The sequence below is a fragment of the Cupriavidus sp. F041 genome (assembly GCF_057814235.1).
Map to the genome: position 1 here is coordinate 1324542 of NZ_JBVASY010000001.1, position 26992 is coordinate 1351533.

The 26992-nt window shown below is 67.4% G+C and carries 17 protein-coding genes; 5 read left to right on the forward strand and 12 right to left on the reverse strand.

Features of this window, described 5'->3' with window-relative positions; translation table 11 throughout:
- The first annotated feature begins 58 nt into the window (after nt 1–58).
- Nucleotides 59–283, forward strand: coding sequence for a hypothetical protein (locus ACZY0R_RS06045; RefSeq protein ID WP_488857581.1), 225 nt, complete (start codon nt 59–61; stop codon nt 281–283).
- Between the two features lie 17 nt (nt 284–300).
- Here ACZY0R_RS06045 and ACZY0R_RS06050 read toward each other — a convergent pair whose 3' ends face one another.
- The 10 genes from ACZY0R_RS06050 to ACZY0R_RS06095 form a co-directional block, all read right to left on the reverse strand.
- The gene (locus ACZY0R_RS06050) at nt 301–2715 is read right to left on the reverse strand and encodes a CHASE2 domain-containing protein (RefSeq protein ID WP_488857582.1); all 2415 of its coding nucleotides are present in this window, start codon (nt 2713–2715) and stop codon (nt 301–303) included.
- Nucleotides 2705–4471, reverse strand: coding sequence for a FecR family protein (locus ACZY0R_RS06055; protein WP_488857583.1), 1767 nt, complete (start codon nt 4469–4471; stop codon nt 2705–2707). The genes ACZY0R_RS06050 and ACZY0R_RS06055 overlap by 11 nt, the downstream gene beginning before the upstream one ends.
- A 76-nt stretch (nt 4472–4547) precedes the next feature.
- Nucleotides 4548–5294, reverse strand: coding sequence for a response regulator transcription factor (locus ACZY0R_RS06060; RefSeq protein ID WP_488857584.1), 747 nt, complete (start codon nt 5292–5294; stop codon nt 4548–4550).
- Between the two features lie 243 nt (nt 5295–5537).
- Nucleotides 5538–6908: an exopolysaccharide Pel transporter PelG gene (gene pelG / locus ACZY0R_RS06065; protein WP_488857585.1), complete on the reverse strand. Its 1371-nt coding sequence runs from the start codon at nt 6906–6908 to the stop codon at nt 5538–5540.
- A gap of 1 nt (nt 6909) precedes the next feature.
- On the reverse strand, nt 6910–8511 hold the full coding sequence (gene pelF, locus ACZY0R_RS06070; protein ID WP_488857586.1) for a GT4 family glycosyltransferase PelF: 1602 nt from the start codon (nt 8509–8511) through the stop codon (nt 6910–6912).
- Nucleotides 8508–9494: a tetratricopeptide repeat protein gene (locus tag ACZY0R_RS06075; protein ID WP_488857587.1), complete on the reverse strand. Its 987-nt coding sequence runs from the start codon at nt 9492–9494 to the stop codon at nt 8508–8510. The genes pelF and ACZY0R_RS06075 overlap by 4 nt, the downstream gene beginning before the upstream one ends.
- The gene (locus ACZY0R_RS06080; RefSeq protein WP_488857589.1) at nt 9487–10932 is read right to left on the reverse strand and encodes a PelD GGDEF domain-containing protein; all 1446 of its coding nucleotides are present in this window, start codon (nt 10930–10932) and stop codon (nt 9487–9489) included. The genes ACZY0R_RS06075 and ACZY0R_RS06080 overlap by 8 nt, the downstream gene beginning before the upstream one ends.
- A 13-nt stretch (nt 10933–10945) precedes the next feature.
- Complete coding sequence (locus tag ACZY0R_RS06085; protein ID WP_488857591.1) at nt 10946–11503, reverse strand: penicillin-binding protein activator LpoB; 558 nt, start codon at nt 11501–11503, stop codon at nt 10946–10948.
- Between the two features lie 57 nt (nt 11504–11560).
- Nucleotides 11561–15724, reverse strand: a complete 4164-nt coding sequence (locus ACZY0R_RS06090; protein ID WP_488857592.1) for a tetratricopeptide repeat protein — start codon at nt 15722–15724, stop codon at nt 11561–11563.
- Nucleotides 15687–18557, reverse strand: coding sequence for a bifunctional glycoside hydrolase/polysaccharide deacetylase family protein (locus ACZY0R_RS06095; RefSeq protein WP_488857593.1), 2871 nt, complete (start codon nt 18555–18557; stop codon nt 15687–15689). Before ACZY0R_RS06095 ends, ACZY0R_RS06090 begins: the two co-directional genes overlap by 38 nt.
- A gap of 925 nt (nt 18558–19482) precedes the next feature.
- On the opposite strand from ACZY0R_RS06095, the gene ACZY0R_RS06100 reads away from it, so the two are divergent.
- The 3 genes from ACZY0R_RS06100 to ACZY0R_RS06110 all read left to right on the forward strand — a co-directional run bounded on the left by ACZY0R_RS06100 (nt 19483) and on the right by ACZY0R_RS06110 (nt 22151).
- Nucleotides 19483–20601 carry a GGDEF domain-containing protein gene (locus ACZY0R_RS06100; RefSeq protein ID WP_488857594.1) on the forward strand — a complete coding sequence of 373 codons (1119 nt, stop codon included), beginning with the start codon at nt 19483–19485 and terminating at the stop codon, nt 20599–20601.
- 254 nt (nt 20602–20855) lie between these two features.
- Nucleotides 20856–21773, forward strand: coding sequence for a cysteine synthase A (gene cysK, locus ACZY0R_RS06105; RefSeq protein ID WP_488857595.1), 918 nt, complete (start codon nt 20856–20858; stop codon nt 21771–21773).
- Nucleotides 21774–21950: 177 nt separating this feature from the next.
- Nucleotides 21951–22151, forward strand: coding sequence for a hypothetical protein (locus ACZY0R_RS06110; RefSeq protein ID WP_035871790.1), 201 nt, complete (start codon nt 21951–21953; stop codon nt 22149–22151).
- A gap of 72 nt (nt 22152–22223) precedes the next feature.
- On the opposite strand, the gene ACZY0R_RS06115 is transcribed toward ACZY0R_RS06110, so the two are convergent.
- Both ACZY0R_RS06115 and ACZY0R_RS06120 read right to left on the reverse strand, forming a co-directional pair.
- Entirely contained in the window at nt 22224–23969 is a 1746-nt protein-coding gene (locus ACZY0R_RS06115) for a M14 family metallopeptidase (protein ID WP_488857596.1), read from the reverse strand.
- On the reverse strand, nt 23917–25386 hold the full coding sequence (locus ACZY0R_RS06120; RefSeq protein ID WP_488857597.1) for an SEL1-like repeat protein: 1470 nt from the start codon (nt 25384–25386) through the stop codon (nt 23917–23919). Before ACZY0R_RS06120 ends, ACZY0R_RS06115 begins: the two co-directional genes overlap by 53 nt.
- 580 nt (nt 25387–25966) lie before the next feature.
- On the opposite strand from ACZY0R_RS06120, the gene ACZY0R_RS06125 reads away from it, so the two are divergent.
- Nucleotides 25967–26977: an IS5 family transposase gene (locus ACZY0R_RS06125; RefSeq protein ID WP_488857598.1), complete on the forward strand. Its 1011-nt coding sequence runs from the start codon at nt 25967–25969 to the stop codon at nt 26975–26977.
- Nucleotides 26978–26992 lie beyond the last annotated feature (15 nt).

The following is a 26992-nucleotide window of genomic DNA, read 5'->3' on the forward strand; positions in this document are numbered from 1 at the left end:
GACAATAACCGAGGCAAAGGCCGCCTAGAATGCGGCGCTATTCAAAGCGGGCATCGATATGGGATCCAATCGCAACAAGTTGCTGGGCTACGTCGCGCTTTGCATGGTGGCGTTCGCGCTGATCACCGTGCTGTGCGTCACGCTGCAGGACGACAACGAGCAGCGCGCTGCCCGCAAGGTCCGGCAGATGGATAGCCGCGCCATCGCTTCCGCCACGGCCCCCACCACCGTGCCCGCCGCCGGCCAGGCTGGGCAGCATACGGCCGCGAACACGCCGCGCTGAGCGCCGGCGCACCCTGCTCAACAGGGCAGGATGATGGTAAAGGTGGCGCCGGCGCCCGCGGCGCTGGCCAGCCTGATCTCCCCGCCGTGGCGCTCCACCACCGTCTTGACGAACACCAGGCCAAGCCCGCTGCCGGCGGGCGCATCGCGGTCCGTGTCGTGCAGGCGCGCGAAGGGCTGGAACAGTCGCCCCTGGTCTTCCTTGGCAATGCCCCTGCCCTGGTCCGCCACATCGATCGCCAGCCCCTTGGGCACGCGGTACAGGCGCACCGTCACGGTGCTCTGCGGGGGGCTGAACTTGATCGCATTGTTGACGAGGTTGGCAATGGCCCGGACCAGCAGCACCGGCTCGGCCACCACCTGCGTCTGCTCCTCTTCCATCTCGATCTTCAGCGCGATGCGCGCGGCGCTGGCCAGCGCCCATAGTTCGTCGGTGGCGTCCAGCACCACGCCGGCCAGGTCGACTTCGATGAAGCTCAGGTGCGGCGCCTCGGCGCGGGCCAGCCGGATAAAGTCGTCGGCCAGGTCCAGCGTACGGCTGGCGTGCTCGCCGATGCGGGCCAGCAGGGTCGCCTCAGGCAGCGCCCGGGCGGGCTCGTTCTGCAGGTCGATCAGGGCGAGGATGGAGGACTGCGGGGATCGCATGTCATGCGAGATAAAGCGCAGGGACTCCTCGCGCCGCCGCTCGGCCACGCGCACCTGGGTGATATCGATGACGCTGACGATCAGGCCGGCCACGCCCCCGGTGTCGCTGCGCAGCGGTGCGCCGCGCAGCAGCATGGGACGTTCGTCGCGGGCTTCGATTTCCACGCCGGGCGGGGCCTGCACCGGCTCCGCATGGACGGCCTCGCCGTCGGCAAAAGCGCTGCGCAACTGGTCCCAATAGTCCAGCCCTGCCTTGGGCTGGGCGAATACTTCGTCGATCAGTTCGCGAATGCCGGGGCGCGGCGCGCTCATGTCGGCCAGCGGCCCGAGCGTGCGCGGCGCCAGCAGCAGGCCGCGCCGGTTGGCCAGCAGCACGTGCCCGGACGGATCGCAGATCACGGTGGCTTCGGGCAGGCCTTCCAGCCCGTCCGACAGGAACTGGCGCAGGTCGCGCAGGCGGGTGGTCATGCGGTACACCGCGCGCATGCGGGTATCCAGATTGCGGCCGGATTCGCTTGCGCCGGCGGGCATGGCCAGCAGAGCCGGCTCCTGCTCCAGCTGCGCCAGCTCATCCGTGAGGAACTTCAGCGCCGCTTCCTGGCGCCGCCAGCTCCACAGCGGGTAGAACAGGCTGCAACCCAGCAGGGCGCTGGACGGCGCGAACCAGAGATGCCCGAGCACCACCAGCAGCAGGCTGGCGGCCAGCGAGCCGATCAGGAGCACCGCGGTGACCAGCAGCGCGTTGCGCGGCGTCGTCGCCAGCGAGGCAAGGCTCGCCAGCAGTACCGGCAGCAGGGTGCATAGCCAGAACCACGGCGCAGGCAAGGTGACGATGGCGCTGCCGTTCTGCAGCGTCTGCATGGCGTTGGCGATGATTTCCACGCCACTCATGCCATGCCCGCTGCGCGATACCGGCGTGGGGAATACGTCGCCCAGCCCGCTCGCGTTCGCACCGATCAGCACCGATTTGCCGCGGAAGAAATCCGCGGGCAGCGCGCCGCCCAGCACATCGAGCACTGAAACCAGGCGGAACGTGCCGGGCGGCCCGGCAAACGGAATGCGCAACCGGTAGTTGCGCATCCAGCCATCGGCGCCCAGGTCGTTTGCCTGGTCGTCGTGCCGGTAGGTGGACACCGGCCGCGGCGGCTTGCCGAAACCGACCATCGCCGCCGAGAAATGATCGAGTTGCCGGCCCGGCAACCCTTCCTGCAGGAAGACCTGGCGGGCGATACCGTCGAGGTCTACCGCGATATTGATGTGCCCCACCCCGGCACCCAGGCCGGTCAGCGGATAGCGCACCATCAGGCCATCCTGCCCCGCTTCGGCCAGCGCGGGCAACACCACATTGCCCGCGCGCGCCATGCTGCCTGCCAGCGCGCGGTCGTCCTCGGGATGCAACTGGTCGGGCTCGGAGAGGATCACGTCGACGCCGATCACGCGTGGGGCATCGGCCGCGATGCGCCCGATCAGGTCGGCCAGCACCCAGCGGCGCCAGGGCCAGCGGCCAATGGCGGAGATGCTGGGATCGTCGATGGTGACGATGACAATGTCGTCGCTGGGCGCGTGATGCTGCGCCGCGACAGACAGGTCGTAGACCGCCTTGTCGGCGCGCTCGCTCCAGCCGAATGCGGCGCAAGCCACCACCAGCGCCAGCACCGCGGCCGTCAGCACGGCCCACTCGATCAGCGTGCGGCGCTGGTAGCCAGCCAGGATGCGCGCGAACACACGGCGCACGGAGTGCGCGAGCGAACCGGCGCGCGCGGCCAGCCGGGCCAGGCTAGTTGGCACGATTGAGCAGACGCCCGCCAGCGCTCACGGGCCGGCCCTGCACATCACGCACATACTGCTTCACCTCGATGCGCTGGGGCGCGGAGAAGTGCGTCCGCGCGGCCGGGCTGGCGGCGGCATCGGTTGCGGCAGCCGGTGCACCCTCACGCCCCACCCGCACGAAATACGTGCCGCCGCCAGGACGGGGCAAGCGGCCTTCGTTCGTTTCCGTGCGCACGTCCGCCACGATCTGCGTAAAGGCTTCGTCGGACGCCATCTGCAGCCGGTAGGCTTGCGCCGCGCCGGCGGCGCCGGCCGCGGGCCAGGCGATGCGCAGCGTGTCGCCGCCATCGTCCTCCAGGCGCGGCTGCGGCGGCGACGGTTCCAGCGCGAACGCCCCCGGCTCGCTCCAGGGACCGGGCTGGCCACCGGCGTCAAGCGAGCGTACCCGCCACCACCAGCGGCCCGGCGCGAGCGCCTGGCTGGCCGACGGCGCGGCGCTTCGCGCCTGCATGGCGCCCTGCCTGAAGTCCGCGTCGGCCGCCACCTCGAATTCGTATTGCGCCGCGCTAGCGACCTCGGCCCAGCCGAACGCGACCGTCTCGCCGTACGCAGTGCCATTGCGCTCGGGCTCCAGCGTAAAAGGCGGGGGCGGGTTGAGCCGTACCGCGAACGGCATCACCACGCCGGCGCCGCCGAGGTGCGTGGCATCCAGCGCGCTTACGCCCAGGTAGAGCTCGCCTTCGGGCAAGTCCTGAAGCGCGGCTTGCTCGGCGCTGACGGTCTGGGAGGACAGCAGCTCGGTCTGGGCCGCATCGCGCGAGACCACCACGCGGTAGCCGGCGGCTTTCGCCACCGGCGACCAGCTCACCGTGGCGCGGCTGGCCAGCAGAGGCTGGGGCAGCGGCGCCAGCACCGGCGCGGGCAATAGCGCGGCCGGCCGCGCCAGCACGCCCGTGGGCGATGCGCTGACGCCGTAGCCGGCGCGCACCACCGCCTGCTGGCCACGGCGCGAGCGTGCCTGCACTTGCCCTTCGAGCACGGCGCTCTGGCTGGCGCCAGCCTCGGTGCCGACGCGAAAACGCGTGCCGCGCACGCCAGTCACCAGCGAAGGGGTACGGATTTCGAAGCGCCCGACGCCCATGCCGCGCGGCGCCACGCGGGATTCCACCTCGCCCTGGCCGACGCCGAACACGGCGTCGGTCAGGCCCGTGCGGGCGAAGGCCCGCAGCCTACTGACTTCCATCCTGGAGGCGGGCGGCAGCGTGACGCGGGAGCCGTCGCCCAGTTCCATGGTGACGGTGCCGCCGGCGCCGGTTTCAATGCGGGCGCCTTCGGCGAGTTCCATGCCAGCCTGCAGCTCGCGGCCATCCGCGCTGGCCGGCCCTGTCACAAACACCACGCGGGCGGTGCCGTTGGTGACCGGGATGTGGACCAGCGGGATGCACAGGCGCATGCCGGGCGGCAGGCGGTAGGGGTCCGCCACCTTGTTCAGTGCCTGCAACTCGCGCCAGCGCGCGGGTTGCGCCATGAAACGGTCGGCCACGCCGATGAGCGTGTCGCCCGGGCGAACCAGATAGATAAAGTTGGCGCCCTCTGTGCCAGCTGCCTGCGCGGCGGCGTTGAGCGGCCATGCGGCCCCCAGCACACCAATCCATCCTGCCACGCCGATTGCACCGATTGCACCGATTGCGTCGATCGCGCCCTTCGCGCCCGCCTCGCCGGAACGCACTGCGATGTCGCTCTTCCTGCCTGCCGCCATGTCGAACCACTTCATAAACTCAGCTTTCCTGCTTATCCTGCAAACCCTGCGAATCCCACAAATCCGTCAACCCCTGCAAGTCCTGCAAACCCTACAAGTCCGGCTTGCCCAAAGCGTCCGGGGTATTCTGGTGCTCCTGCTTGTCGCCGTCTCCCGCGGCTTCGAAACGGTAGCCGTGCGAATACACGGAGGTCAGGCGCACGCCGTTCTCGGGCCGCAGCGCCAGCTTGATCCGCAAGCGCGAGATATGCGTGTCGAGCGTGCGCGAGCCCGCCCCGATGGCGCGGCCCCAGACAGCTTGCTCCATCACCTCGCGCGAGACCAGGCGGCCAAGGTTGCGGAACAGGAACAGCGCCAGGTCGAACTCGCGCGGCGAGATCTCCGCCTGATTCTCGCCGCAGGTCACGGTGCGCGCCTGCGGATCGAGGCGGTAATTGCCCACCCGGATCACCGCGCTGTCCTGCTGCGCCTGCGGATAGGTGCGGCGAAGCAAGGCGGACACACGCGCCACCAGCTCGGCGCGCCGGATCGGCTTGATCATGTAGTCGTCGGCACCGGCGCCCAGCCCCGCGACGATGTCTTCCTCCATCGAGCGGCTGGTCACGAACAGGATGGGCGGATTGGGGCCGGAGTTCTGCCGTACCCAGGTCACCACCTCGAGACCGCTCGTATCGGGCAGTTGCCAGTCCACGACAAGAAGGTCGAACGCCTGCTCGCGCAGCGCCCGCAGGAACGTGCTGCCATTGGCGAAGCACTCGCACTCATGGCCAGCCGAGACCAGGATCTGCTGGATCAGCTCGGACTGGCTCTTGTCGTCTTCCACCGAAGCTATTCTCATACTTACCTCTTCCTTGCCGCCATGTTCTGCCCCGCACGTCTTGCGCACCTCTTTGCGCAACTCCTGCGTTTATCCCGCGTTTTCCGTCAAGGAGAAAGCGCGAGCGCGGTCAGGCCAGGCGTGTAGGGGGGAATGGTACAGAATCGGGCGTCGCCACGCCAAGACTGGCGTGGCAGGGGTACCGCGGCACCGGCATCGCCCCCGCCCGCCTGGCATGCCCTGGCGCCCCGGGGCAGAGCACCATTATTGCAGCATGTAGGTTTCGTACTCGAGGCGATCGAGCTTGCGGTCAAGCATGTAGACGGCCAGCGCCACCACGACCAGCAGCGAGATCGCGAAACCGTAGCCGTACCAGGCCGGGCCCAGTTGCAGCGTCACCGCGGTGAGCGCCAGGTTGAGGATCACAAACAGCCCGGTGAGCAGCAGCACTTCGCGCCGGCGGTCGAGGTAGAAGTAGATATTGAGCACGCCGAGCAGCACCACCTGCAGGCTGGCGCCGATCACGTCCACATACAGCAGCGGCAGGTAAAGCTCCGAGATGCCCAGCGCCCCCAGCACCCAGCTGCCCACCACGAACAGCAGCAGCGCCGCGATGGCCTGCACCTTGACGATCTCGTACAGCCCCAGGCGGATCGTCTGCACCATGGTGTTGCGCATATCCTCGATATGCTCAAGCGAGCTGCCGCCGCGCACGGCGTTGTAGAAGGCGTCGTAGTACTCGACGAAGTCCGTCTCGATGCGCACCAGGAACACCGCCATGCCGGGGATGATCGCCAGGTAGGCCAGGAACACCGGGATGTCGTAGATGATCGATGCGTGCAACGGTCCGATCACTTGTTGCCCGGTGGACGGCGAATACCAGAACATGAACTTGTCGAGCCAGATGCCAAGGTTGTACAGCAGCCCGATCGCCATCAGGCTCGGGTAGGCATAGCGCCGCTGGAACACCTCGAACGACATGAAGCGCTGGCTGGTGTAGTTGCGGTAGATCAGCACCACCATCGCCGTCAGCAAGCTCAGCTGCCCGGCCACGAAACCCAGGAGCAGGCCTTCAAGGCCATAGCCGCGCAATGCCAGCGCCGCCACCACCGTCAGCGTATAGCCCAGCAGGAAGGTCCAGACAATGGCCTTGTACTGCTTCATGCCCGTCAGGAAGATCACCGCGATCCAGATATTGCTCATGACCACGAAGCCCGCGGTCATCAGCAGCCGGTAGAGCACCGACTGGCCCTGGAAGGCGAAGAGCGCGCAGCCGATGCCGGCCGCGCCCGCCAGCACCGTGACCAGCAGGGCCACCGCATGGTAGTTCGACAGCACCAGGCCATCGCGCTTCTCGAACAGACGGTCCGACGTGAAGCGGGTAAACGAGAGCTGCATCGGCCCGGTCAGGATCAGGCTGACCGCGATCAGGTAGGTCACCGACACCTGGAACTGTGTCACCAGGCTGCCCGGCACCACGAAAGGCAGGCTCAGCAGGCCGATCAGCAGGATGCCGACGATCGACAAGATCCACGGCCCGGAGCTGATGATGCCGGCATAAGCGTACGCGCCGAGCATGCCCGACAGGCTGTCCCGCCGCAGCATCTTGCGTAGTTCGAAACCAATCCCCGCCATTTCAGCGCCCTCCCTTCATGGGGCAGCCCGCGGCCCGGGCCGCCCTGGCGGGCGATGCGCCCGAAGAGGACGCCACCCGTGGCTGCGCCATCAGGCGCGTGTACAGTTCGCGGTAGCTGCCCACCATCATCTCCTGCGTGTAGTACCGCTCCACGCGCTGGATGCCGGCTTGCTGCGCGGCATGCCAGGCGCGCGGGGAACCTAGCAGGCCGATCGCCTTCTCGGCCAGCGCGGCCGGATCGGCGATACGCACCACGTCGCCGGCGGCGCCCAGCGCGGCATCCTCGCCTGGCAGGCCGAAGATCAGTTGCCGGCACGAGCCCACGTCGGTGGTCACGCACGGCACGCCAGCGGCGAAGCCTTCCAGCACCACCAGCGGCAATGCCTCGCTGATGGAGCTGAGTACCAGCACGCCCACCTTGGGCAGCAGGTCGTCGATGCGCTGGAAACCCAGGAACCTGACCTTCCCGGCGAGGCCCAGGCTCTCGGCGAGGCTACGGCATTCCCGCGCGTATTCGGGATCCTCGTCCTCGGGTCCTGCGATCCAGCCCTCGGCATCCGGGCATTGCCGCACCACGGTCAGCATGGCGCGGATAAAGGTCTTGATGTCCTTGATCGGCACGACCCGCCCGATCAGGCACAGCACGGGCGGCACGCCGGACGCGCGCCGGGTGCGCAGCGCGGACAGCCGCGGCAGGTTGATGCCGTTGGGAATATTGCGGGTGCGCTCGGTCCTGGCGCCGTCGGTCACCTGGCGCTGGCGGTTGCCCTCGTAGAGCGCGACGATGGTGTCGCCGGCGTCGTAGCACACGCGGCCCAGCGTTTCGAAGAAGCGCACCCACAGCTCGCGGAAATAGCTGATCTGCGAGATGTCGCGCTCGAACACGTTGCGGTTGTCGCGGATCCACTGGCTCTGGAACAGGTCGATCTTGCGTTCCTTGGTGTAGATGCCGTGCTCGGAAACCAGCAAGGGCCGGCCCGTGCGGTAGTGCAGCATGGCGCCGAGGAAGCCGGCATAGCCGGTGGAAACCGTGTGGTAGACCCTGGCCGGGATCAGCCCCTCGGCAATGCGCGCCAGTTGCCACAAGGGCTTGTGCATGATGCGCACGGTCCAGAAGTAATCGGTGAAGGACGGATCGGTGCAGTACTGGCGATATTGCTCGGTGATGGTGCGCCAGGCATTGCGGCTGTACAGGAATGCATCTTCCGACAGGTTGCCGCCGTCATTGAGCTCGGGCATCAGCTCGCGGATCAGCTCGCCGGCCTCCTGCTCGCGGCCGGGCTGGCGCAGCACCTCGTGCAGTTGCGCCGAGGCGGCGAAGGTGTCCGGATCGCCTTCGCTGCCGTGCACCAGCGGCGGCGGCGCGAAGTCGTAGAGGAAATGGGTCTCCAGGTGCACGACATTGTCCGGCAGCGCATAGACCATATCGCCGTAGTCTTCGCGGCGGCTGCCGATAAAGACGATGGCGAAGCGGATTTCCGGGAACGCCCGGATCATCTGGTTGACCCAGCTCGACACCCCGCCGCTCACATACGGAAAGGTGCCCTCAAGCAGCAGGGCCACATCGGCCGAATCGGCGCGGGGCGAAAGGGTATTCCTCATGATTGCCAGTAACGCAGCAGGGGCCGTACCAGTGGCAACGGCGATGGGCTGTCGAACGACAGCAGGATGGTGCGCACGGCGGCGTAGTCGCGCTCCAGGTAGGCGGCTTCGGCCAGCAGCGGCAGCGTGCGCTCGCGCGCAAAACCCAGCGCCTCGGCCCGCTCCAGCCACTCGCGCGCTTGCGCGGGCTCGTGGCGGTTCAGGGCCAGGCGGCCACGCATGTACCACAGCCCGGCCTGGTCGGGGTCCACCTCCAGCGCGGCGCGGGCGTAGCGCTCGACCTGGTCCGCGGTGTAGCGGTAGACGTCGCCTTGCACAAGGTTCTGGTAGATCAGCTCCCAGTGCAGGTCGGCCAGGCGCTTGTTGATCTCGCCGCGCTCGCTCGCGTCGAGGGCCTCTTCAAGACGCGGCAGCTCGGCCATGATCTGCTGGGTCAGTTGCTTCTCGGCGCCGTCCAGCATGCCGTAGGCCAGCAGGCGCACGTCGTCGGCGCTATCGGCCAGCAGTTCGCGCAACACCGGGCTGGATGTGCGCGCCGGCATCGATTGCATGGCCACCAGCGCGGTCATGCGCTCGGGCAGCGGCGCGCGCGTATTGCCAAGCTGCGCGCGCAAGCGGGCGCCTCCGCCATGGGTCACGCGCGAGATCAGGTGAGTGACGAACACCGGCAGTCCGACCAGGCCAATGCCGGCCGTCGGGCGCGGGCCCGGGAACAGGCGCGCGATCAGCAAGCTGCCGAGGCAGACGATGGCACCCGCCATCGGCACCAGGAAGCAGAACGCGAACAGATAGCCGTAGCTCCACGCGAACGGCACGCGGAAGCGCCGAGGCAGCAGGCGCCACAGCACCATCGCGATCATCGCGGCGGCAATCCCCTGCGACAGCAGGAAGGCTAGCAGCAACGGCGTGCTGGTACCGGCGCGCGCCAGCAGCGCCAGGGCTGCGATTTGTGCGGTGAAGCCGCCGACGCCGAGCTTACCCACGGGCAGCCTCGCCTAGTGCCACGGGCACCGGTACCGGCGCCGGTTGTCCATCCACATGACAACGGTGCAGCAGCCGGATCAGCGGCTCCACCGGCGCGCTGGCTGGCACGGCCAGCATATGCACGCCGATGCGCGCGGCTTCGAAATCCGTGCCGAACTGGGCTCGCAACATGTCCTCGATCCGCACCAGGTAGGCCGAGGCCGCCTCGTTGCCGGACAGTGGCATCAGGGTCAGCAGCGCGCGCTGGTGCACGCTGGTAAGCGGCCATGCCACGTCGAGCGCGCGGCGGCTGCGGATGACCTGCTCGAACAGCGCATCGCGGGATTCGTCCAGGTCGAACACCAGCGCAACGATCGTGCTTTCGATGCCGCTGTCGCGGCGCAGCCGGGACAAGCGGGCGTAGTCCAGCGCGAAGTCGTACGGGCAGCCTGGCACGGCCGCCTCGATGGCTCGGGTGGACGCGGCATGCTCGACGCCATCGGCGTAGTAGCCCATCAGCACCATCAGAAGTTGCAGGTTCTCATAGCTGAGCGACAGGAACGGCATGCGCTCTACCACCAGCAGGCCGACCAGCTTGTCGGCCCCGGACAGCACCGGTGCCACCGCCACATAGCGGGTCTGCGGATGATCCGGCGACTGGCGCGACAGCCCGCCGGCCTGCAGGTGCGCCAGCTGACGCGTCTCCAGGCAATGGCGCACCAGCGCATCGTTGGCGTCGAACCCGAATGCCGGGCCGACTTGCGCAGAGGCCTCCTCCGCCACCTTGTCGCCATCGACCGCGTACAGCGCGGCCGCTTCCACCTGGCAGGCCTGCGCCACCACTTGCAGCATGGGGCGCGCGCCAACCAGCGCACTGCCGGACGCGGCATCTTCCAGCGTCACGGCACGCATTTGCGACAGCGTATCGCGCAGCGTGGTGGGCCTGGCCAGCAGGTCGTTCTCCAGCCGCGCGTGGGATACGCGCAGCAGGTAGTGGTTCTTGGTCAGCGCGGCAAGTCGCTCTTCCAGGTAGCGATTGACAGCGCGCGCGCGCGCCAGCCGCGTGCCCCATACATCGCCGAACTGCCCGGCCACCAGCACCGTCAGCAGCCCTCCCAGGAAGAACAGGCGCGGGAATTCCCCCGGCTGCGCTCCGATCCGGTGAAAAAAGAACCAGCCACCCAGCATCATCAGCACGCTACCCACGCCAATCAGCGTGCCATAGCGCAGCGCCAGTATGATCGGCAGCAGCCATGCCCAGGGGAAACCCAGCCCGAGCAGCAGGGGGTTGTCGGGCAGGACCGCGTATCCCAGTCCCATCGCCAGGGCCATCGTCACCACCAGCTCGACCGCAGAGACCGGTCCGCTCGTGGCGGGCGCGAGCAACCGCAAATAGCGGCCGCCCGCGCCTATGCCTTGTCCTTCCCGTATCTTGTCGGCTGTATTGGCCACGATCACGCCCTCCCGCGACTCAACCCTGGCGCAGCGGCGCCAGCAGGCGGCGCAGCAGCTTCTGCGCGGTACCGGACAGCGATTCGCGGCTCCAGCCACTGTCGCTGCCGGTAGCGGTCCACACCACCTCGCCGGTACTCACGTCGAGCAGCTGCAGGGAAATGCCCACTGCCGGCTCGCCGTCCACGCCGACCTTGTAGCGCCATTCCTGCACCGCGCCGGTGAGGGCGTAGCGCATCTTCTGGGTACGCGCCCATTCCAGCGCCTTGCCCACCGATTCCCGCTCGGCCGGCTCGAACAGCGTTTCCGGGTTCAGGCTGGCCGGATAGCGCTTGACGTTGGCAATGCCGCCGGTCTTCAGCAAGCTCTCGGCAATCGCCTCGGCGCGCAGGCCCGCTTGCGGCGTCTCGGTGTAGTTGACGATCGGCAAGACCGCCAGCGATTCGCCGGCAGGCAGCGCGGGGGCGCGGCCCACGTCGGTCACCGCGCATCCGGCCAGCCAAAGGGCCGCGCCCAGCGCACCGCACCAGCCCGGCAGTCGTGCTGCGCGGTTCTGCTTCGTGCTAGTTTTTTCCATGACTCACTCCCCTTCTCGATTGCGTACAGTGAACCGGCACGCGTGTGCCCGCCCGGATTAAAAAAGCCATTTGTACAGCATGCCAACCTGGGTCAATGGCGTACCGCCATTGCGCGCGGCGGTTTCGTGCTGCACATACATGGACAGGTGATCGTTACCGAAAGCCCTGCCGGCCACGCCAAGCTGCACCCGGAAGTTCTGCCCCGCACGGGTATCGTGCAGCAGGCCGACTTCGGCAAACGGCCGCCACTTGCGTGTGTAGTCGTCGATCAGCTCGGTACCGAAACCGAACGTTACGCCGGCCTGCGTGAAGCTCTGGGGCATGTAGAACGCGGGCGTGGCTTCGCCACCGGCCGGCACCAGCGATGCCAGCTTGTTGCTGAGCGTGCCGCCGCTCGTGTTGTAGCTGCCGTGGGTGCCGACCAGGCGCACCGTGTAGTTCGGATAGGCGGTACGAATGCGATAGCCAAGCTCCACGTCGTACACCATGCCGTTGCCCAGGGACGTACCGTCCTGCCCGTGGAACCAGCTGTACTCGGCACGGCCGCCGACGAACTCGCGCAGGCCCGGGCGCCAGGTCGCCCCCAGCCCCAGCACGTCCTTGGCGCCGCCCACGCGCAGCGCCGCGGACTCGTCGGCACTCTGATTGAGGCCGGCCAGCGTGGTAAAGCTCAGCCGGCTGTCCTGGCGCCATTCGCCAAAAAAACGCGCGGTCGTCATCGTGTCCAGGCCGTCGCGGCGGCCCACGCCCAGACGCCAGCGCTGATGCTGGTCCCGGTAGCCGAGCGACAGCTCGGCGCGGCGGTCGGACGCGGGCACGCCGGCCAGCTGGGCCTCGTCGACGCTGCGCTGGGTGCGCCACGCGCCGCGCAAGTTGAGATCGTAGCCATCCCAAAGGCGTACGCCGCCGCCCAGACTGAAGTCGAAATACGCCAGCGGGGCCTGGCGCTGGTAGATCACGCGCGGCTCGATGGCTTGCGCATTGAACAGCAGCGCATCCTGCAGGGTCTCCTGCAGGCTGTCGTCGGTGCGGGCCACATCCTGGCTCTCGAAGGCCAGGGTCTGCGCGATGCCGAGGCGGTCGAGACGGACATTGGCTTCGATCCCGTTAGTGACCGGAATATGGCCGGTCTGGCGCGCCAGCACGCGATCTAGCGCGGCCAGGTCCTGGTCGGCCAGCGCCAGGGTGACCTCGGCATAGGCCGGGCGCTGCATCTGGCGCGCATACTGCCGGGCCAGCCAGGCCCGGGCCAGCTCATTGGATTCGCCCGATAGCGCCCAGGCGAGGGTCACTTCCTTGGCCGCGGCGGAAACAACGGCCTGCTGGCGCGCCTCGCGCTGTGCCAGCGCCGGCGGCAACTGGAGCGGCGGCAGGCCGGGCATATCCCCGAGGCGCGAGGCTGGCTGGGTGGCCTTGCCGCCCGCCGTGACGTTGCGGTCCGCGCGCAGCAACTCCATCACCAGGCGCCGCGAGACGTCGCCCGACGCAAAAATCTGACCCAGCGCCACGGTCTGGCGCCGCAACTCGGCAGGCGCGGGGCCGCCCCGCGCGTCTTCTTCCTCTTCCTCGGCCGCGGGATTGGCGCGCGGGTCGGAGGCGCGGCGCCCGGCCACTGCCTGGCCGGTGCGCAGCCCGATCCAGGCCTGGCGCCGGATGCCCCAGGCGGTATCGGTCTGGCCAATGGATTCATAGGCGTCCGCGGCCAGCCCCAGCCAGAGCGGATCGGCACTCCTGCCATCGGCCATCTTGCCCAGGTAGTGCAGCGTGGCGCGGCCGTCGCGAAAGCGCATGCTGCCGGCGGCGAACGGGCCCCAAAGTTCAGGGCTGTGCTCGGCCTCGCCCTTTAGCCGCAGCATCATCGCGCGTACTTCGGTATCGGTGCCCAGGTCCACCAGCGACCACATCAGCTCAGCCATCGTCTCGCCACTGGCATCCGGACGGCTGGCGGCAAGGCGCAGATCGGCCAGGGCCTGCTCGCGGTGGCCGCTGGCTTGCAGATACCTGGCCCGCATCGCCAGGAAGCGGCTGGATTGCTCGGCCTGCTGCCGCTGCCCGGCCGACATGCCCTGCAGCAGGCTGGCGACATGCGCGTAAGCGTGCGCACGGGTGTAGTAATGGACCGCCAGTTCAAGGAACTCAGGATTCCCGCTCTTGCGCCAGCCAGCTTCGGCAATGCGCCCGGCGTCGATCGGCGTGCCGTCGTAGAAGGCGATCAGGTTGGAGACATCGGATTGCTCGGTATCGCGCAGCTCGGACAGGCAATCGTTGCGCGCCCCGCCGGCGGGCATCGCAAGGCAGTGGTCGTCGTGCGGCTCGGCCATGGCCAGCATCATCTGCCGGTAGCCCTGCTCCAGCAGATCGTCGCGCTGATTCAGGCGCGCCAGTTCCGTCAAGGTGCGCCAGTACCCGATGTCGGTGGAGCGCGCGGTGCGCATGGACGGCACCATGGCCTGCAGCGCTTCGGCCAGTTTGCCGCGCACATAAAGCAGGTTGGCCTGCTTGAGCGCGTATTGCGGGCGCGGGCCGAAACGCTCCTGCAGTTCCGTATAGAGCGCGAAGGCGCGGTCATCCTTGCCGGCGCGCTCGGCCAGCGCCGCCTCGCGCTCCTTGATCTGGCGCGCGTTCGGGCCGTGGCTCAGGCGTTGCAGGAAGGCCAGGCCTTCCTCGGGCTCGCCCAGGCGTTCATAGGCGGCGACCACCTGGTCGAAGGTGGCGAGATCGCCGTTGCCGGCGCGATGGCGCAGCGCGGCCAGGTAGGCGCGATCGTCGTTCAGTCCGGGGGCCAGGCGCAGTACGGCCTTCCAGGCGGTCTCGTCGTTGGTGGCCTGGGCATATTCGAGCCAGCTCTTGAGCGCGACCGAGGGCTGGCGATTCCATTCCGCGACCTGGGCCAGGCGTTCGCGCCAGCGCGCGTCGCCGGGCAGGCGCCGCACGGCGGTCTCGGCGACGCGCTGGGCGTCGTCGAGCTTGCCGGCGGCCAGAAATACCTGGAATGCGAGTTCGTAGTCGTCGGCATTGAAGGCGCGCTCGGCGGCTGGCGGGGCGCCGGTGGGCGCGGCTGCAGGTGGCGACGCCACGGCTGGCTTGGGCTGGCCCGGCACGGCGGAGGCGGGCGTGCCAGCGCCGGCGGTGTACGCCACACGGCGCAGGTGCGGTATCGCGGCGCCGCCCATGGCACGGCGCAAGGCCAGCCCACGCGGGCCGTCCAGGAAAATCATGCCCTGCGCGACCCATGGCTGGGTAGCGGCCACGCGGCGCGCTTCGGCGCGTTGCAGCGAAGCGCCCAACGGCACGGGCTGCATGCTCGGCGGCAGGCGCAGCAAGCGCTGCACATAGCGCGCCGCCAGCTCGGGCCGGTTGGCGGCCAGCGCCAGCTTGGTCAGGTAGCGCAAGACTTCGGCGTTATCCAGCAGCTTGCCGCCGTGCTGCTCGGCCTGGGCCAGCGCCTTGTCGAGATCGTTGCCGGACTGCAGCGTCTTGAGCGCGGCCAGGAAGAGCCGGCGCTGCTCGGCAGGATCGGTGGCGCGTGCCTGCGCGGCAAACAGCGCGTCGGCCGCTTGCCGGTAGTCGCCACTGGCCAGCGCCGCCGAGGCGGCCTGCGCACTCCACAGCTCGGCGCGGGCGGGATCGCTCTTGGCCAGCGCGCGGTAGAAATGCTGCGCCGGCTTGAGCGCATTGATCGAGCGAGCAGTGGTGGCAAGCTCTTCCAGGTCGGTACGCCCCCATTGCATCGGCAATGCCTGGTCGAGCAACCCGGCGAGCCGTTCGATGTACTGCTTGCGCTCCGGCGCTTCCGGCAACGCGGCAAACGCGCGCTGCTGCGTGATCTCGATACGGGTGCGCAGGATCTGGTTGGGTAGCTCGGCATCGGCGGCGGTGCGCGCGCGCGCCGGCCCTTGCTGGCTGGCGGCGTGGCGCGCCTCCAGCCGGGCCAGCATGGCTTCGGCCTCGTCCAGGCGGCCGGTACGCGCATATTGCTCGGCAAGCACCGCCATGAAACCAGTCTCTTCCGGCGCGGCGCGCGACCAGGCTTCCAGGTAGGCCATGCTCAGGCCATCGACCGCGCGGCCTTCGCCCAGCAGGCGTTCGCGCAAGGTTTCGCGCGGAAACATCAGCGCCAGGCCGATCCCTACCATGGCGGTAAGGGTCAGCACGAACGCCGGCGGCAGCAGCCGCTCGCGCTCAGGCGGCGCAGGTGATTTCGACGCTTTGCTTGGCATTGTCGGGATTGGAAACGGGCATGGTATCGAAACGCAGCGTGCCGCGCTCCCGCACGCCCTGCACCGGCTTGCCATCGATGGCAACCCGGCAACGGTCCGCGCCTGCGAGACGGAAGAAAGGCTTGGTGTAGCCGCTGAACTCAAATCGGATCTGCAGTGCGCCGCCCTCGCCGGCGCGCTGCCAGTTCCGCACGAAGCCGCTGGCTTCCGCGATCTCCGGGCCGGCAGGCACGGCCGCTGCACTGGCGGCGCGCATCACGATGCGCGAGGCGCCGTCGGCCAGGTGCACGTAGACCCCGCCGCCGGGCGCCGCAGAGGTGCCGGTCACGCCTTGCGAGCCGGCCACGTCGACGCCCGTGCCGGTCCAGCGCACGTTGCGCAGGTTGCCGTCGCCGCGCACGATCCACGCGCCGGCTTGCTCGCCGTCGCCGCCAAGCTCGCGCGCCACCGCCATGCCTTGCCAGTCGATCACCTTGCGCACGTAGTCGGTGGCATGCAATGGCATCAGTGGCTGGCCCAGCACGTAGTCATAGACCTTGCGCAGCGCCCTGAGCGAAGCCACCTTGGTACCCGAGTAGCTGTGGTAGTAGATGTTGACCGGCTTGAAGCGCAGCGGCCGGTCGGTCAGTTCATAGGTTTCGATCACGCGCTCGAAACCATAGTAGGGTCCGTGCCAGAGATTGGTGTAGACGTTCTCGTTCTGGTTGGGAGCAAAGACCTGGAAGGTGCCGTCAGGCTTGTTGATGCCAAGCGGGGATATCTGGGTCCAGCTCGGGTTGCTGCGCGTGATCAGCGTGTCGCCGCCATTCATATTGAGTACGCCGGCCTGGTCGGCCAGTTTGATCGCAGCGGCCGGCGGCTGGCAATCGCCAGACCACAGCAGCAGGCTGACAGGCTTGCCCGCGGGCGCCAGGGTACGGTTGATATAGTCGATCGAGCCGCCGATCTCGCGCCGCAAGTCCATCCGGTAACCGGGAATCGCCAGGTGGAAGTCTCCGGCGCCTTCATTGGCGACTTCGTTATTATTTCCCGGGCGCGTCGCGGCTGGCACGGTGCGGCCCCACTCGAACGGATGCGAGAAGGTATGGCTGGCCACCTCGACATAAGGCTGCGCGAAGATCTTGCGCGCGATCGGCTCCAGTTCGGCGGTCAGCCTGGGATACATGCCGTCGCTGGCGACCTCGCCCTGGATAATCGACATCGTCATCGGCAAGCGGTAGCGGTCGAAGATCTCGCGAAACAGTACCTCGCCGGAAAAGCCGCCACCGGGGATCTCCGCGCGCGAGGCAAAGCCGTCGCCGTCGATGTGGATGATCAGCAGGCGCCGCCCGTTCTCGGTGGTGACATCGGGCACCGGCATCGCCGGCAGGCGCAGTGCCTCGCGCAGGAAAGACAGCGGCTGAAGGATCCAGCGGCTCTGGTCGGTACCCGCGCTCTGCCGCACGGCGTAGGGGCTGAGCACGTACCCGCCCCAAGGTGTGATCGCGGCAGCGTCGTAGGTCAGCGTGCCCGAGCGCAAGCGCAGCAGCGAGCGGCTGCCCCCTCCCTCCTGGACTTGCACGGCCACGGCCTGGGTCCGGTCCGGCGCTACCGGCATCTCGAATCCCATCATCGGGTCTTTCGACACGACCTCCACCGGCCCGCTCACCTTGCCCTTGACGGACTTGAGCTTCAGGGCGGCCGCCAGCGGGCCGCCAATGGGTCCGCCGAAGTCGTTCATGAACACCACCGGCACGCCCTGTTCGATCAGCTTCTGCACCCAGTTGGCGAACCGCATGGGCTGGTCGCGCGCGCCGCCCAGCCAGATCACCACGCCGGCGTAGCGATCCGGGCCGACCTCGGGCAACGGCTCGCTGGCTTCGGCGAAGTCCACGCGATAGCCCAGGTAGTTCAGCGGCATCGCCACGAAACGCGCGCCCGGGGAACGATCGACCAGCACGCCCGGGTCGCGGTCCTGCATCATCAGCACGCGGCGCGGCATCACCTCGATGTTGCCGATGCCGACCGTCTGCAAGCCAGGGTCGGCCACGTAGGGGATGATGTCCAGCGCCCGGATCCGCGCGGCGGTGTCGCGCGCGCATTTGCGGTCGGCGGGCGGGCAGTAGTCGATCGAGATCACCGGCAGGCGGTACTGCTCGCGGATAGTGCGGGCCTGGCCGAGCAGCCAGTTGCGATCGGCGTCGCTGACCTCGGTGTAGCGCTTGCCAGCCTGGTCCCAGCCGCGGTAGAGCGACTCGAACGCAACCGCGTACGCCAGTTGGCTGACCTGCGGCAGGATCTCGAAGCCGCGGTTGAAGATCAGCCTGGCCTCGGGATAGCAGGCCTTGATGGCACGGATCACCGCCACCATGCCGGCTTCCTGGCGGACGCGCTCGGCATCGGTCTTGGCAACGAGCTGGTAGGAATCGAGCGTGTCGAGGAAGAAGCCGCGGAAGCCGCGCTGCCACAGCGGCGTGATGACCTTGTCCACATAGAAGGCCGGCCAGCCCTCGGCCGCCTGGTCGACCACCTTGGCGCCCCAGGCGTCGTTGTTGCCGGTCAGCCATGCCTTGGGGATGTCCTTCAGGTAGGGGCGCGAAGGATAGACCTCGCCAATGCTGACGTAGGAGAACCATTGCGTCTTGGGCGTGGCAGCGGTACGCGGGTCGAAGCCGCTGTCGGGTTCGACCACCGCGATATCGAAGGCTTGCAGGGAGTCCACCGGCGGCTTGCTGCCGTAGTGGAAGGCAATGTTGGGGGTGCGCACACTGGCGGATGCCAACGTCTGCGCCTGCGCCGGGCTTAGCCAGGCAGCCAATGCGGCCAGCAGTGCGCCAAGCCAGGCTCTCGTCATTGACGTGCCCCGGCTTGCTTGGCGCAAGCCGGCCACACGGCGCATGACGCCGTCCAATCGCAACAAATTCACTTGCTGACCCCTATTCTTTTCATTTTTTCTGTCCCGCTCCGGAAGTGCTCGCCTGGCTCGCCTGCCTGCGCGCTTTCGCGCGCTGCCGCCAGGCGATGCATTCCGGGTATGGCTGATCCCATCTACGGCTTCCCGCGCTGCCGGAAATTCCGGCAGTCCCCCGCAGGTTATTTCTCAAAGCGCCATATTTAAAGTGCATATATAAGCACTAAAGACGCAAGATTCTGAGGCACTCGGGTAATCGTGGATATAAGCATTTCGGACTAGGAATGACGTACCAGGCAAACGCAAGCTGGTATTGCCTGGTAAATCATGCCTGACAAGTCCGCCCGCCTGGCGTTGCACACCTGGGGATGACCTGCGGCGGCGCACCCTGGCAGAGTGTTCCCGCGTTCGGCAAGCTTCTTACAGTTTCAGCCTTTTCTGCATTTTTGTTGTTTTCGCCCCGGCAAAGTTATCACAGTACGTGTCGAAAGCTCGACTCCGAACGTGTCTGGTGGGGACGAAAATCCACAAATCGCGCCATGGTCCCAGCCGGCATATAACGCTCCGCACCCGGTCGGCGCAACGAACAAGCGCATCTTAGATCACGCGTCTCGGCACTAATGTCAACAATTGTCACACACGGTGGATGCAAGGCATTTGCAGCACTTCGCTGTGTAGAATTTTCTCAAACAGAAAAATAACTTCACCTCGGCAAGACCACACCAGACATGCGCCGACGGCACGCCACATTCGGGAATGTCGCAACCCAACCAGGGCGCACAGACGGGCTCCACGCAACACGCGCGAACCCACCTTCGAAGGAAAACTCCGGCGCATCGACCACGCGCCGAACTCGATGGGGATTCTCATGCAGTCAGATGAGGGCACTGCCGTGATGGCATTGCTTGTCCTGTTCACCGCCACGCAATGCATCCTCGCGGCCCTGATAATGGCCCTGCGCCAGAGCGCGGCCGGCCGCGCCTGGGGTGCAGGACAGGTGTTCGCCTGCGCCGCGGGCCTGCTGGTCATCGATGCCCGCGGCGGGCCTGCCTGGTTCCTGCTGCTGGCGCCGCTCTTTGGCGTGGCCGCCCAGTTGCTGATCCATCGCGGCGTGTTGCTGGCCGATGGCCGCCCATCGGCGGACTCCCGCCCGCTCACTGCCGGTGCGCTCGCCATCGTCGCCGTGCTCGCTGCCGCCGCGCTGGGCAATGGCAGCCGCCTGGCCGAAATCACTGGCTACGCGGTGGCTGCCATCACCGCCGGCTTCACGCTCGCTTACCTGTTGCAACGGCCGCAAGCACTGACCCACCGCAGCCGTCCGCTGGTGCTGACGGCGTGCGGCCTGCAATGGCTGGCGCAGTGCTGCGGCCTGTATGCGGTACTCAAGGGGGGCGCCCCGGCGTCCAGCCTGGATACTGAGGTCCTGTCCCAACTGCGCCTGCTGCCTGCCTTCGTGGCAATCCTCGCCGGCCTGGCTGGATTTACGCTGATGACCATGGAGGGGATGCTGGCCGAACAAGAAAAGCAGGCGCGCCTCGATCCGTTGACCGGGCTGTTGAACCGCGGCGCCATGGATGACGCCGCCCGGGTGCTGTCCGCCGAATTCACGCGCCACGGCCATCCGCTGAGCTGCCTGGTGATCGACATCGATCGCTTCAAGCGCATCAATGACAGCAGCGGACACCGGGCGGGCGACTGCATCCTGCAGCAGATCGGCAAGATCCTGAAGGCAACGCACCGCGCCACGGACCTGGCGGGCCGTTATGGCGGGGAAGAATTCTGCGTGCTTTGCCCGCATACCACCGAAGCCGATGCCATCCTGCTGGCCAACCGCATCCTGCGAGGCATCCGCGCCATCGCGTTGCCGCACGAGCTTGGCGGATTCGCCAGCGCCAGCATCGGCGTGGCGCAGATCCGCGACGGCCAGGGCGGCGGGACAGCCACCTGGGACAAAGCTCTTTGGCGGCGCCGACCGCGCTCTGTATGAGGCCAAGCGGCGCGGCCGCAGCCGCGTCGTCCTCGCCTCGGAACTGGAGTCGCTGCCCGCGCGCGACCGCTGCCTGCCTGCGCACACTGAAGCCTGCCACTGAGCGCCGGGAAGCCGCGCGCCCGCCAGCGCTTGCCTGTGCCGATATGACGGGAAAATCGCATGGCCATCGACTGCCCGGCTAGAATCCCCCGGCGCATGCTAGTCCGGACGCACTCGCGAGTCCGGTTAGAAAACATCCCTGGAGATTCCGAATGAAGGTCGACAACATCCTGCAGACCATTGGCAATACGCCCCATATCCGCGTCCAGCGGCTCTTTGGCGATACGCATCAGGTCTGGATCAAGTCCGAGCGCTCTAACCCCGGAGGTTCCATCAAGGACCGGATCGCCCTGTCGATGGTCGAGGCAGCCGAGCAGTCCGGCCTGCTCAAGCCCGGCGGCACCATCATCGAGCCCACCTCGGGCAATACCGGGATCGGCCTGGCCATGGTGGCCGCGGTCAAAGGCTACAAGCTGGTGCTGGTGATGCCTGACAGCATGTCGGTGGAGCGCCGCCGCCTGATGCTGGCCTACGGCGCCACCTTCGACCTGACCCCGCGCGAAAAAGGCATGAAGGGCGCGATCGCCCGTGCCGAGGAACTGGTGGCGGCCACGCCCGGCGCATGGATGCCGCAGCAATTCGAGAATCCCGCCAATATCGAAGCACATGTCCGGGCCACGGCGCTGGAGATCCTGGCGGACTTCCCGGAGGGCATCGACGCGCTGATTACCGGCGTGGGCACGGGCGGCCATATCACCGGCTGCGCCCGCGTACTGAAACAGAAGTGGCCCGCGCTGAAGGTATTCGCGGTCGAGCCTGTGGCCTCGCCGGTCATTTCCGGCGGCGCGCCCGCACCGCACCCGATCCAGGGCATCGGCGCCGGCTTCATCCCCAGGAACCTGGATACCGAACTGCTGGACGGCGTCATCCAGGTCGACGCCGAGCCGGCACGCGAGATGGCGCGCCGCGCCGCACGCGAAGAGGGCATGCTGGTGGGTATCTCCTCCGGCGCCACCCTTGCCGCCATTGCCCAGAAGCTGCCCGACCTGCCGGCCGGTGCCACCGTGCTGGGCTTCAATTACGACACCGGCGAGCGCTATCTCACTGTGGAAGGCTTCCTGCCGGCATAAGGCCGTGTGCCGCCGCGGGATTCTCTTCGGGCAGCGCGGCCCGCGGTGAACCATACTGGAGATTGACAGGTGCCGGCGCAAGAGCGCGCCGGCTGCCGATTTTGCCGATCTGGCGCACCTCCGGTCCCGCTGCCCCGCGCGGCGGGGCCCGGTAAAGCGTTGACACAAGGAGTTGAGATGAGCATCCCAAGTTATGAAGTCGCACGACTGGCATCCCTGGCGGTGCGTCTTGCGTTATCGTCCGGCCTTTCGCATGAAGAGATGCAGGCTGCGCTCAGCCTCGCGGCCACCATGATCGAGCAAGACGAGGGCGCCACGCCCGAGAGCACGGCAGCGACAACGGTGCCGCACGTCAAGGTGACACGCACAATCCATTGAAGCCATCTGGCCGGGGCCCTTGCCCTGCCCCGCCACACACCCATCGGCATGCGGCCCCTGAGCCGCCTGGCCTCAGTTCAGCAGCCCCGCCCAATACAGTTCCGCCGCGGCCAGCACGGTCCGCATCTGCGTCGTATGCGCCAGTCGGAAGGCGTCACCATAGATGGTCTGGTCCGGGAATTCGGTGACCAGAGTGAAGGGCACCGTTGAGCGATGATCCTCGACGATCATGCAGGGAATCCCGTTAAGCACCGGGAATGGCACCTCGCCGGCATGGCTGCCCCAGGTGGCGAGTTGCCGGGCGTTGAATCCGGCCAGTTCCGGCGAGGCCGCGAGTTGCGCAGTCAGCGCCTGCATGAATGCCGTGCCGTCACGCCCCGCATGGTGGCGCAGGATCAGGAAGAAGCCCTTGGGAATGGTCCAGGTCTCGAAGCCGGGCGGCACATAGCCGGTAAGCGGGCGCGTCCATTCGTGGGCGGGATAGCCATGCAGGCTCATGTGCAGGCCCGCGCCGGTACGCTCGATCGCCTCCAGCCGCGCCGCCTTCTCCCCGAACGGCGGCGCCATGCGTGCCTCGAGGTCGTCGCCTAATGCCGTGTAGCGCGCGGCATGCGACATATGGTGGGGGTTGTCCTCGCGCAAATGCACATGCAAGGCCGCGCCGTCGGGATTTTCCAGCGCGATCAGGGCGAAGTGCGCATGCGGGCGCTGCTTCAGCGCGTGTGCCGCGCGTAGCGCACCCACCACGCCAGAGGTTTCGTTGGCATGCTGGCCACCGGAAATCACCAGCCCCGGCAGCGAGCCTTCGATGTGGGTGGCGTGGACCACGCGCCCCTGCGTGGACAGGACGCTGAAGCGCTTGCCGCCAAGCGCTTGCATCTCGACGGCGGCTTCATCCGGCGTCAGCGGCCGGGAGAGCCCCGCGAGCGCGTCGGCGGAAAGCGCCTCCCCGACAGCGTCGGCCGCCTCTACGCGCGGATGCGGCAGCAATTCCACGCGCACCCGTGTAGCGCCATCGGCGCCGTCCGCGCCGCGCACATCGGGCACGATCTGGCCGGGTTGCAAGGTACGATCGCCGCGCGGCAAGCCGGCGCGATCCTGGAAGAACTCCAGGATGGAGAAGTACAGGTCTTCGTGCAGGGCTTCGCGCGTACTGATGCACTCGTCCTGACAGGACAGCCGGCGCTCGATGCCGCCTGTGCCGATGCCAATGCGCAGGACATCGAAATAGGGTGCCTGCCCCCCCCAGCCATGGCTGCGGATCGCGTTCATGGCGGCGGCGAATGCCAGTTCGAACTCGGTCGCCAGCGGCCCATCCTCCAGGCAGGTGTCACCCTGCCACACACGCAGCCACCCGCACGGCGCGCCCGACGCCGCAAGCGGCACGAATACGCGATGGGCGACGCCGCCATCGAGCTGGACGGCATAGTGCCCCGGGTCGTCGCCTTCGCCCAGGCGCAGCCTGCCCTCAGGCAGCATGCCGGCGAGCGGATAGGCTTCCAGCCGGAAACGCTGTGTCGTTGCTGCCGCCGTTGCCGTCGTGGCGGCAGGCAGGCGCACGGCGATGTCGCGCGCGCCGGCAAGCGGGCCGCGATCGAGTTCCAGGCCCAGTTCATCAAGGAAGAAATGCAGCAGCGGCTTGTAAGCGCTGCGGATGACCGCCGCCACACCCGCTGCGGCCAGGCGATGCTCTGCAGCGCGGCGCGCGGCGGCATCCTCGAACACCCAGGCTTCCACGCGCGTGCCGGGCAGGGAGGCAAGGCGCTCAGTCAGGCAGTCCAATGTGCGTGAAATGGAGGTATCGAGCAGGATCGTCATGGCTGGCCTTGGCGCCGCGCGCGGCGCGCTGGGGATCGGATCCGGCATTATAGGCAGGCTCCCGATCCTGCGTGCGGCCCCATCCGGGCCCGTTGGCTGCCGCGCCGGGCAGCACCTTCCGCAGCCTCGGCCGGGCCAGTTCCAGCAGCAGGTCGAGGCGAGCCAGGCGATCACTTTCACCGCCTTCGCCAACCTCGCCGCCAGCCTTCCGCGCGCCCCTGAACAGCGTGCAGGCCTCGGCAAGTACGCGCTGCTGCAGCGCGCTGTCCAGCAGGATCAGTCGCGGCCTGGTGCGAAAGCAGGCGGCAGACACGTCGACAGCGAGACAGTGCCCGTGCCGGGCCTGCAGCGGATCCAGCCACATCATCTCGTTGCGCTCCAGCCCGAATGCCTGCGCCAGCCGTACCCGCATGCCCATGAGCCGCAGGGGGCCGCTCAGGGACATGCGCATGACGTAGCGCGCCGCCTGGTCCCACTGGCGCTGCGAGGCGAGGCGTGCGGGTTCGATCAGGCGGCGCAGCATGTCATCGGCCTGGGTCACGCCATTGCGTCCGCTCAGCCATAGCCAGGCACTGGCGTCCAGCCGGCTGGCCAGGTCCGCGCCGCGCCTGCGCCACAAGCGCCGGCCTAACTCGTATTGGGCCTCGGCATGGCCAAGCGCCGCGGCCTTGCCAAGCGCCTCGTCTGCAAGCCCCACGCTGTAACGCGTGAAGTGGCGGTTGCGGTAGAGGCAGGCCAGCGCGTAGCTTGCTTCGGCATGTCCCTGCGCCGCGGCACGCGACAGCCAGCGTTGGGCCTCGGTATGGCTGGCCTTGCCAATGCGGTCACCGGCATCGAGCGTGCGGGCCTGGCGATCCATCTGGCCATGCCAGAGCCCCAGCCGGAACTGGGCCTCGGCCGAACCGGTGCGCGCCGCGCGTTCGAGCAGCTGGCGCCCGAACCGGATCACGTCGGGATGCCTGTCGGCATGGTCAAGCAGCGCCTCGGCCTGCGCCAGCAAGCCAGGCGGATCGGCCGCTTCGGTGCCGCCAGCGGCTGGCCCGGCTCCGCCGGCCGGCGGGACCGCCGCGAGCCGCGCCAGCCGCGCCAGTTCGTCGGCATGCGTTGGCTGGGCAGGCTGCGCTCGCAGCCATGCCAACAGCCTGAAAGCTGCCTCGGCATGGCCCTCGTCGGCAAGTTCGCGCAACCATGCCAGCGCCAGCGCGCGATCGGATTGCGGCCGGGCATCCGGAGCCAGCGCCCATTGCGCGTAGCGCCAGCGTGCCACGCTCGAACCGGCCCGGCCGCCTTCCGCGTAGCAGGCCAGCGCCAGATCGGCTTGCAAAGAGCGGCGCGCCACTTCCAGCGCGATGTCTTCCCAGATCATCCGCCGCACCCAGGCCGCGCCGCCCTGCTCCGCACGCGCCAGCCAGAACAAAGCGCTGTGCTGGTTCGCGGCGGCACCGTCATGCCCGTAGAGATAGGCCTTGCCAAGCGCGATCTGCGCGGCGACATCGCCGCAGGCAAGCGCCCGTTACACATTCCAAGGTGCCCCTTGCGCTGTCGAGGTTAGAGGCGCGCTCCATGAGGGGATTTGTTCGCTGTCACCATCCATCGGCATCTGCTCCGGGGCTCACTGAGAATCTGAGCACCACCCATCTTCTCGCCCGGCTTCTGCTGGAGTTCGGCGATTTTCCCTACCCGCCCCAGACAGGGCTCAAGAAGGATGAAGAAGCCGCCCGCGTAGCGCAAACCATCCAGGCATCTCGATTGCTCGGCAGCACAACCCTGAGGCTGCGCTAGAAATACTCGGTGCTATCAGCATCCGGGACAACCAGTTTCACCGATTGAACAGAGGCATTTCGCGAGCTTGCAGTCTTTCTCTTGGCTCTGGGAGTGCCAGAGTCAGCCCCGGGCACCACTGGGTGTGTTAGGGAAATGCTGATCAATTCAGCCACAAGTCATCCGACGGAAAGTGTGGCGCGTTGAAGGGTGAGGCATGGGAAACAAAGACGAGCATGAAACAAACGAGCTTTGCAGATGTTGAGTTCGCGAAGAAGAAGCGCGTGACACGGCGCGAGAAGTTTCTCGGAGAGATGGATCGGATCGTGCCGTGGGCACGGTGGACGGCGTTGATCGAGCCGCTGTATCCGACGAGCGGCCGTGTTGGGCGGCAGCCGATTGGCGTGGAGAGGATGTTGCGGATGTACTGTCTGCAACAGTGGTTCAGTCTTAGTGATGAGGCCGTGGAGGACGCGCTCTACGACAGCCAGGCGTTGCGTCAATTCGTGGGGGTGGATCTGTCGCAAGAGTCGGCGCCGGATGCGACCACGCTGCTCAAGTTTCGCCGGCTGCTCGAGAAGCACGCGTTGACTGCCGCGATGTTCGACGAGGTCAAGGCGGTGCTCAGTGAACGCGGGCTGCTGATGCGAGAAGGCACGATGGTGGATGCGACGCTGCTCGCGGCACCGAGCTCGACCAAGAATAAAGACAAGTCGCGTGATCCGGAGATGCACCAGACGAAGAAGGGAAACGAGTGGCATTTTGGAATGAAGGCGCACATCGGTGCCGACGCGGACTCAGGACTGGTGCACAGCTTGCACACGACGGCGGCGAACGAAAGCGATATCGCTCACACCCATCACCTGCTGCATGGCGAGGAAAGCCAAGTGCATCTTGATGCGGGTTACACGGGTGTGGAGCGCAGGGATGAGATCAAACAAGCCCAAGGGCAAGGGACGATCCGCGCTGACATAAACTGGAACGTAGCGGCAAAGCGCAGCAAGATTGAAAAGATGCCGGCAGGTCGGTGGAAGGACCTGACGAAGGCAGTGGAACGCAAGAAGGCCCAGATTCGGGCGCGGGTGGAACATCCCTTTCACGTGGTGAAGAACTTGTTTGGCCACAAGAAGACCCGCTACAAGGGCTTGGCCAAGAACAAGGCACAGATGTTCAGCCTGTTTGGCCTGGCAAATCTGGTGATCGCCAAAAAGTCGTTACTGGCGTTTCAGGGGGGCAATCCGTCTTGATTACGCAAATCGGGC

Coding starts and splice junctions, on each gene's coding strand:
- ACZY0R_RS06045 (WP_488857581.1), top strand. CDS start 59: ATGGGATCCAATCGCAACAAGTTGCTGGGCTACGTCGCGCTTTGCATG.
- ACZY0R_RS06055 (WP_488857583.1), bottom strand. CDS start 4,471: ATGAAGTGGTTCGACATGGCGGCAGGCAGGAAGAGCGACATCGCAGTG.
- ACZY0R_RS06060 (WP_488857584.1), bottom strand. CDS start 5,294: ATGAGAATAGCTTCGGTGGAAGACGACAAGAGCCAGTCCGAGCTGATC.
- pelG (WP_488857585.1), bottom strand. CDS start 6,908: ATGGCGGGGATTGGTTTCGAACTACGCAAGATGCTGCGGCGGGACAGC.
- pelF (WP_488857586.1), bottom strand. CDS start 8,511: ATGAGGAATACCCTTTCGCCCCGCGCCGATTCGGCCGATGTGGCCCTG.
- ACZY0R_RS06085 (WP_488857591.1), bottom strand. CDS start 11,503: ATGGAAAAAACTAGCACGAAGCAGAACCGCGCAGCACGACTGCCGGGC.
- ACZY0R_RS06090 (WP_488857592.1), bottom strand. CDS start 15,724: ATGCCAAGCAAAGCGTCGAAATCACCTGCGCCGCCTGAGCGCGAGCGG.
- ACZY0R_RS06095 (WP_488857593.1), bottom strand. CDS start 18,557: ATGACGAGAGCCTGGCTTGGCGCACTGCTGGCCGCATTGGCTGCCTGG.
- ACZY0R_RS06100 (WP_488857594.1), top strand. CDS start 19,483: ATGCAGTCAGATGAGGGCACTGCCGTGATGGCATTGCTTGTCCTGTTC.
- cysK (WP_488857595.1), top strand. CDS start 20,856: ATGAAGGTCGACAACATCCTGCAGACCATTGGCAATACGCCCCATATC.
- ACZY0R_RS06110 (WP_035871790.1), top strand. CDS start 21,951: ATGAGCATCCCAAGTTATGAAGTCGCACGACTGGCATCCCTGGCGGTG.
- ACZY0R_RS06115 (WP_488857596.1), bottom strand. CDS start 23,969: ATGACGATCCTGCTCGATACCTCCATTTCACGCACATTGGACTGCCTG.
- ACZY0R_RS06125 (WP_488857598.1), top strand. CDS start 25,967: ATGAAACAAACGAGCTTTGCAGATGTTGAGTTCGCGAAGAAGAAGCGC.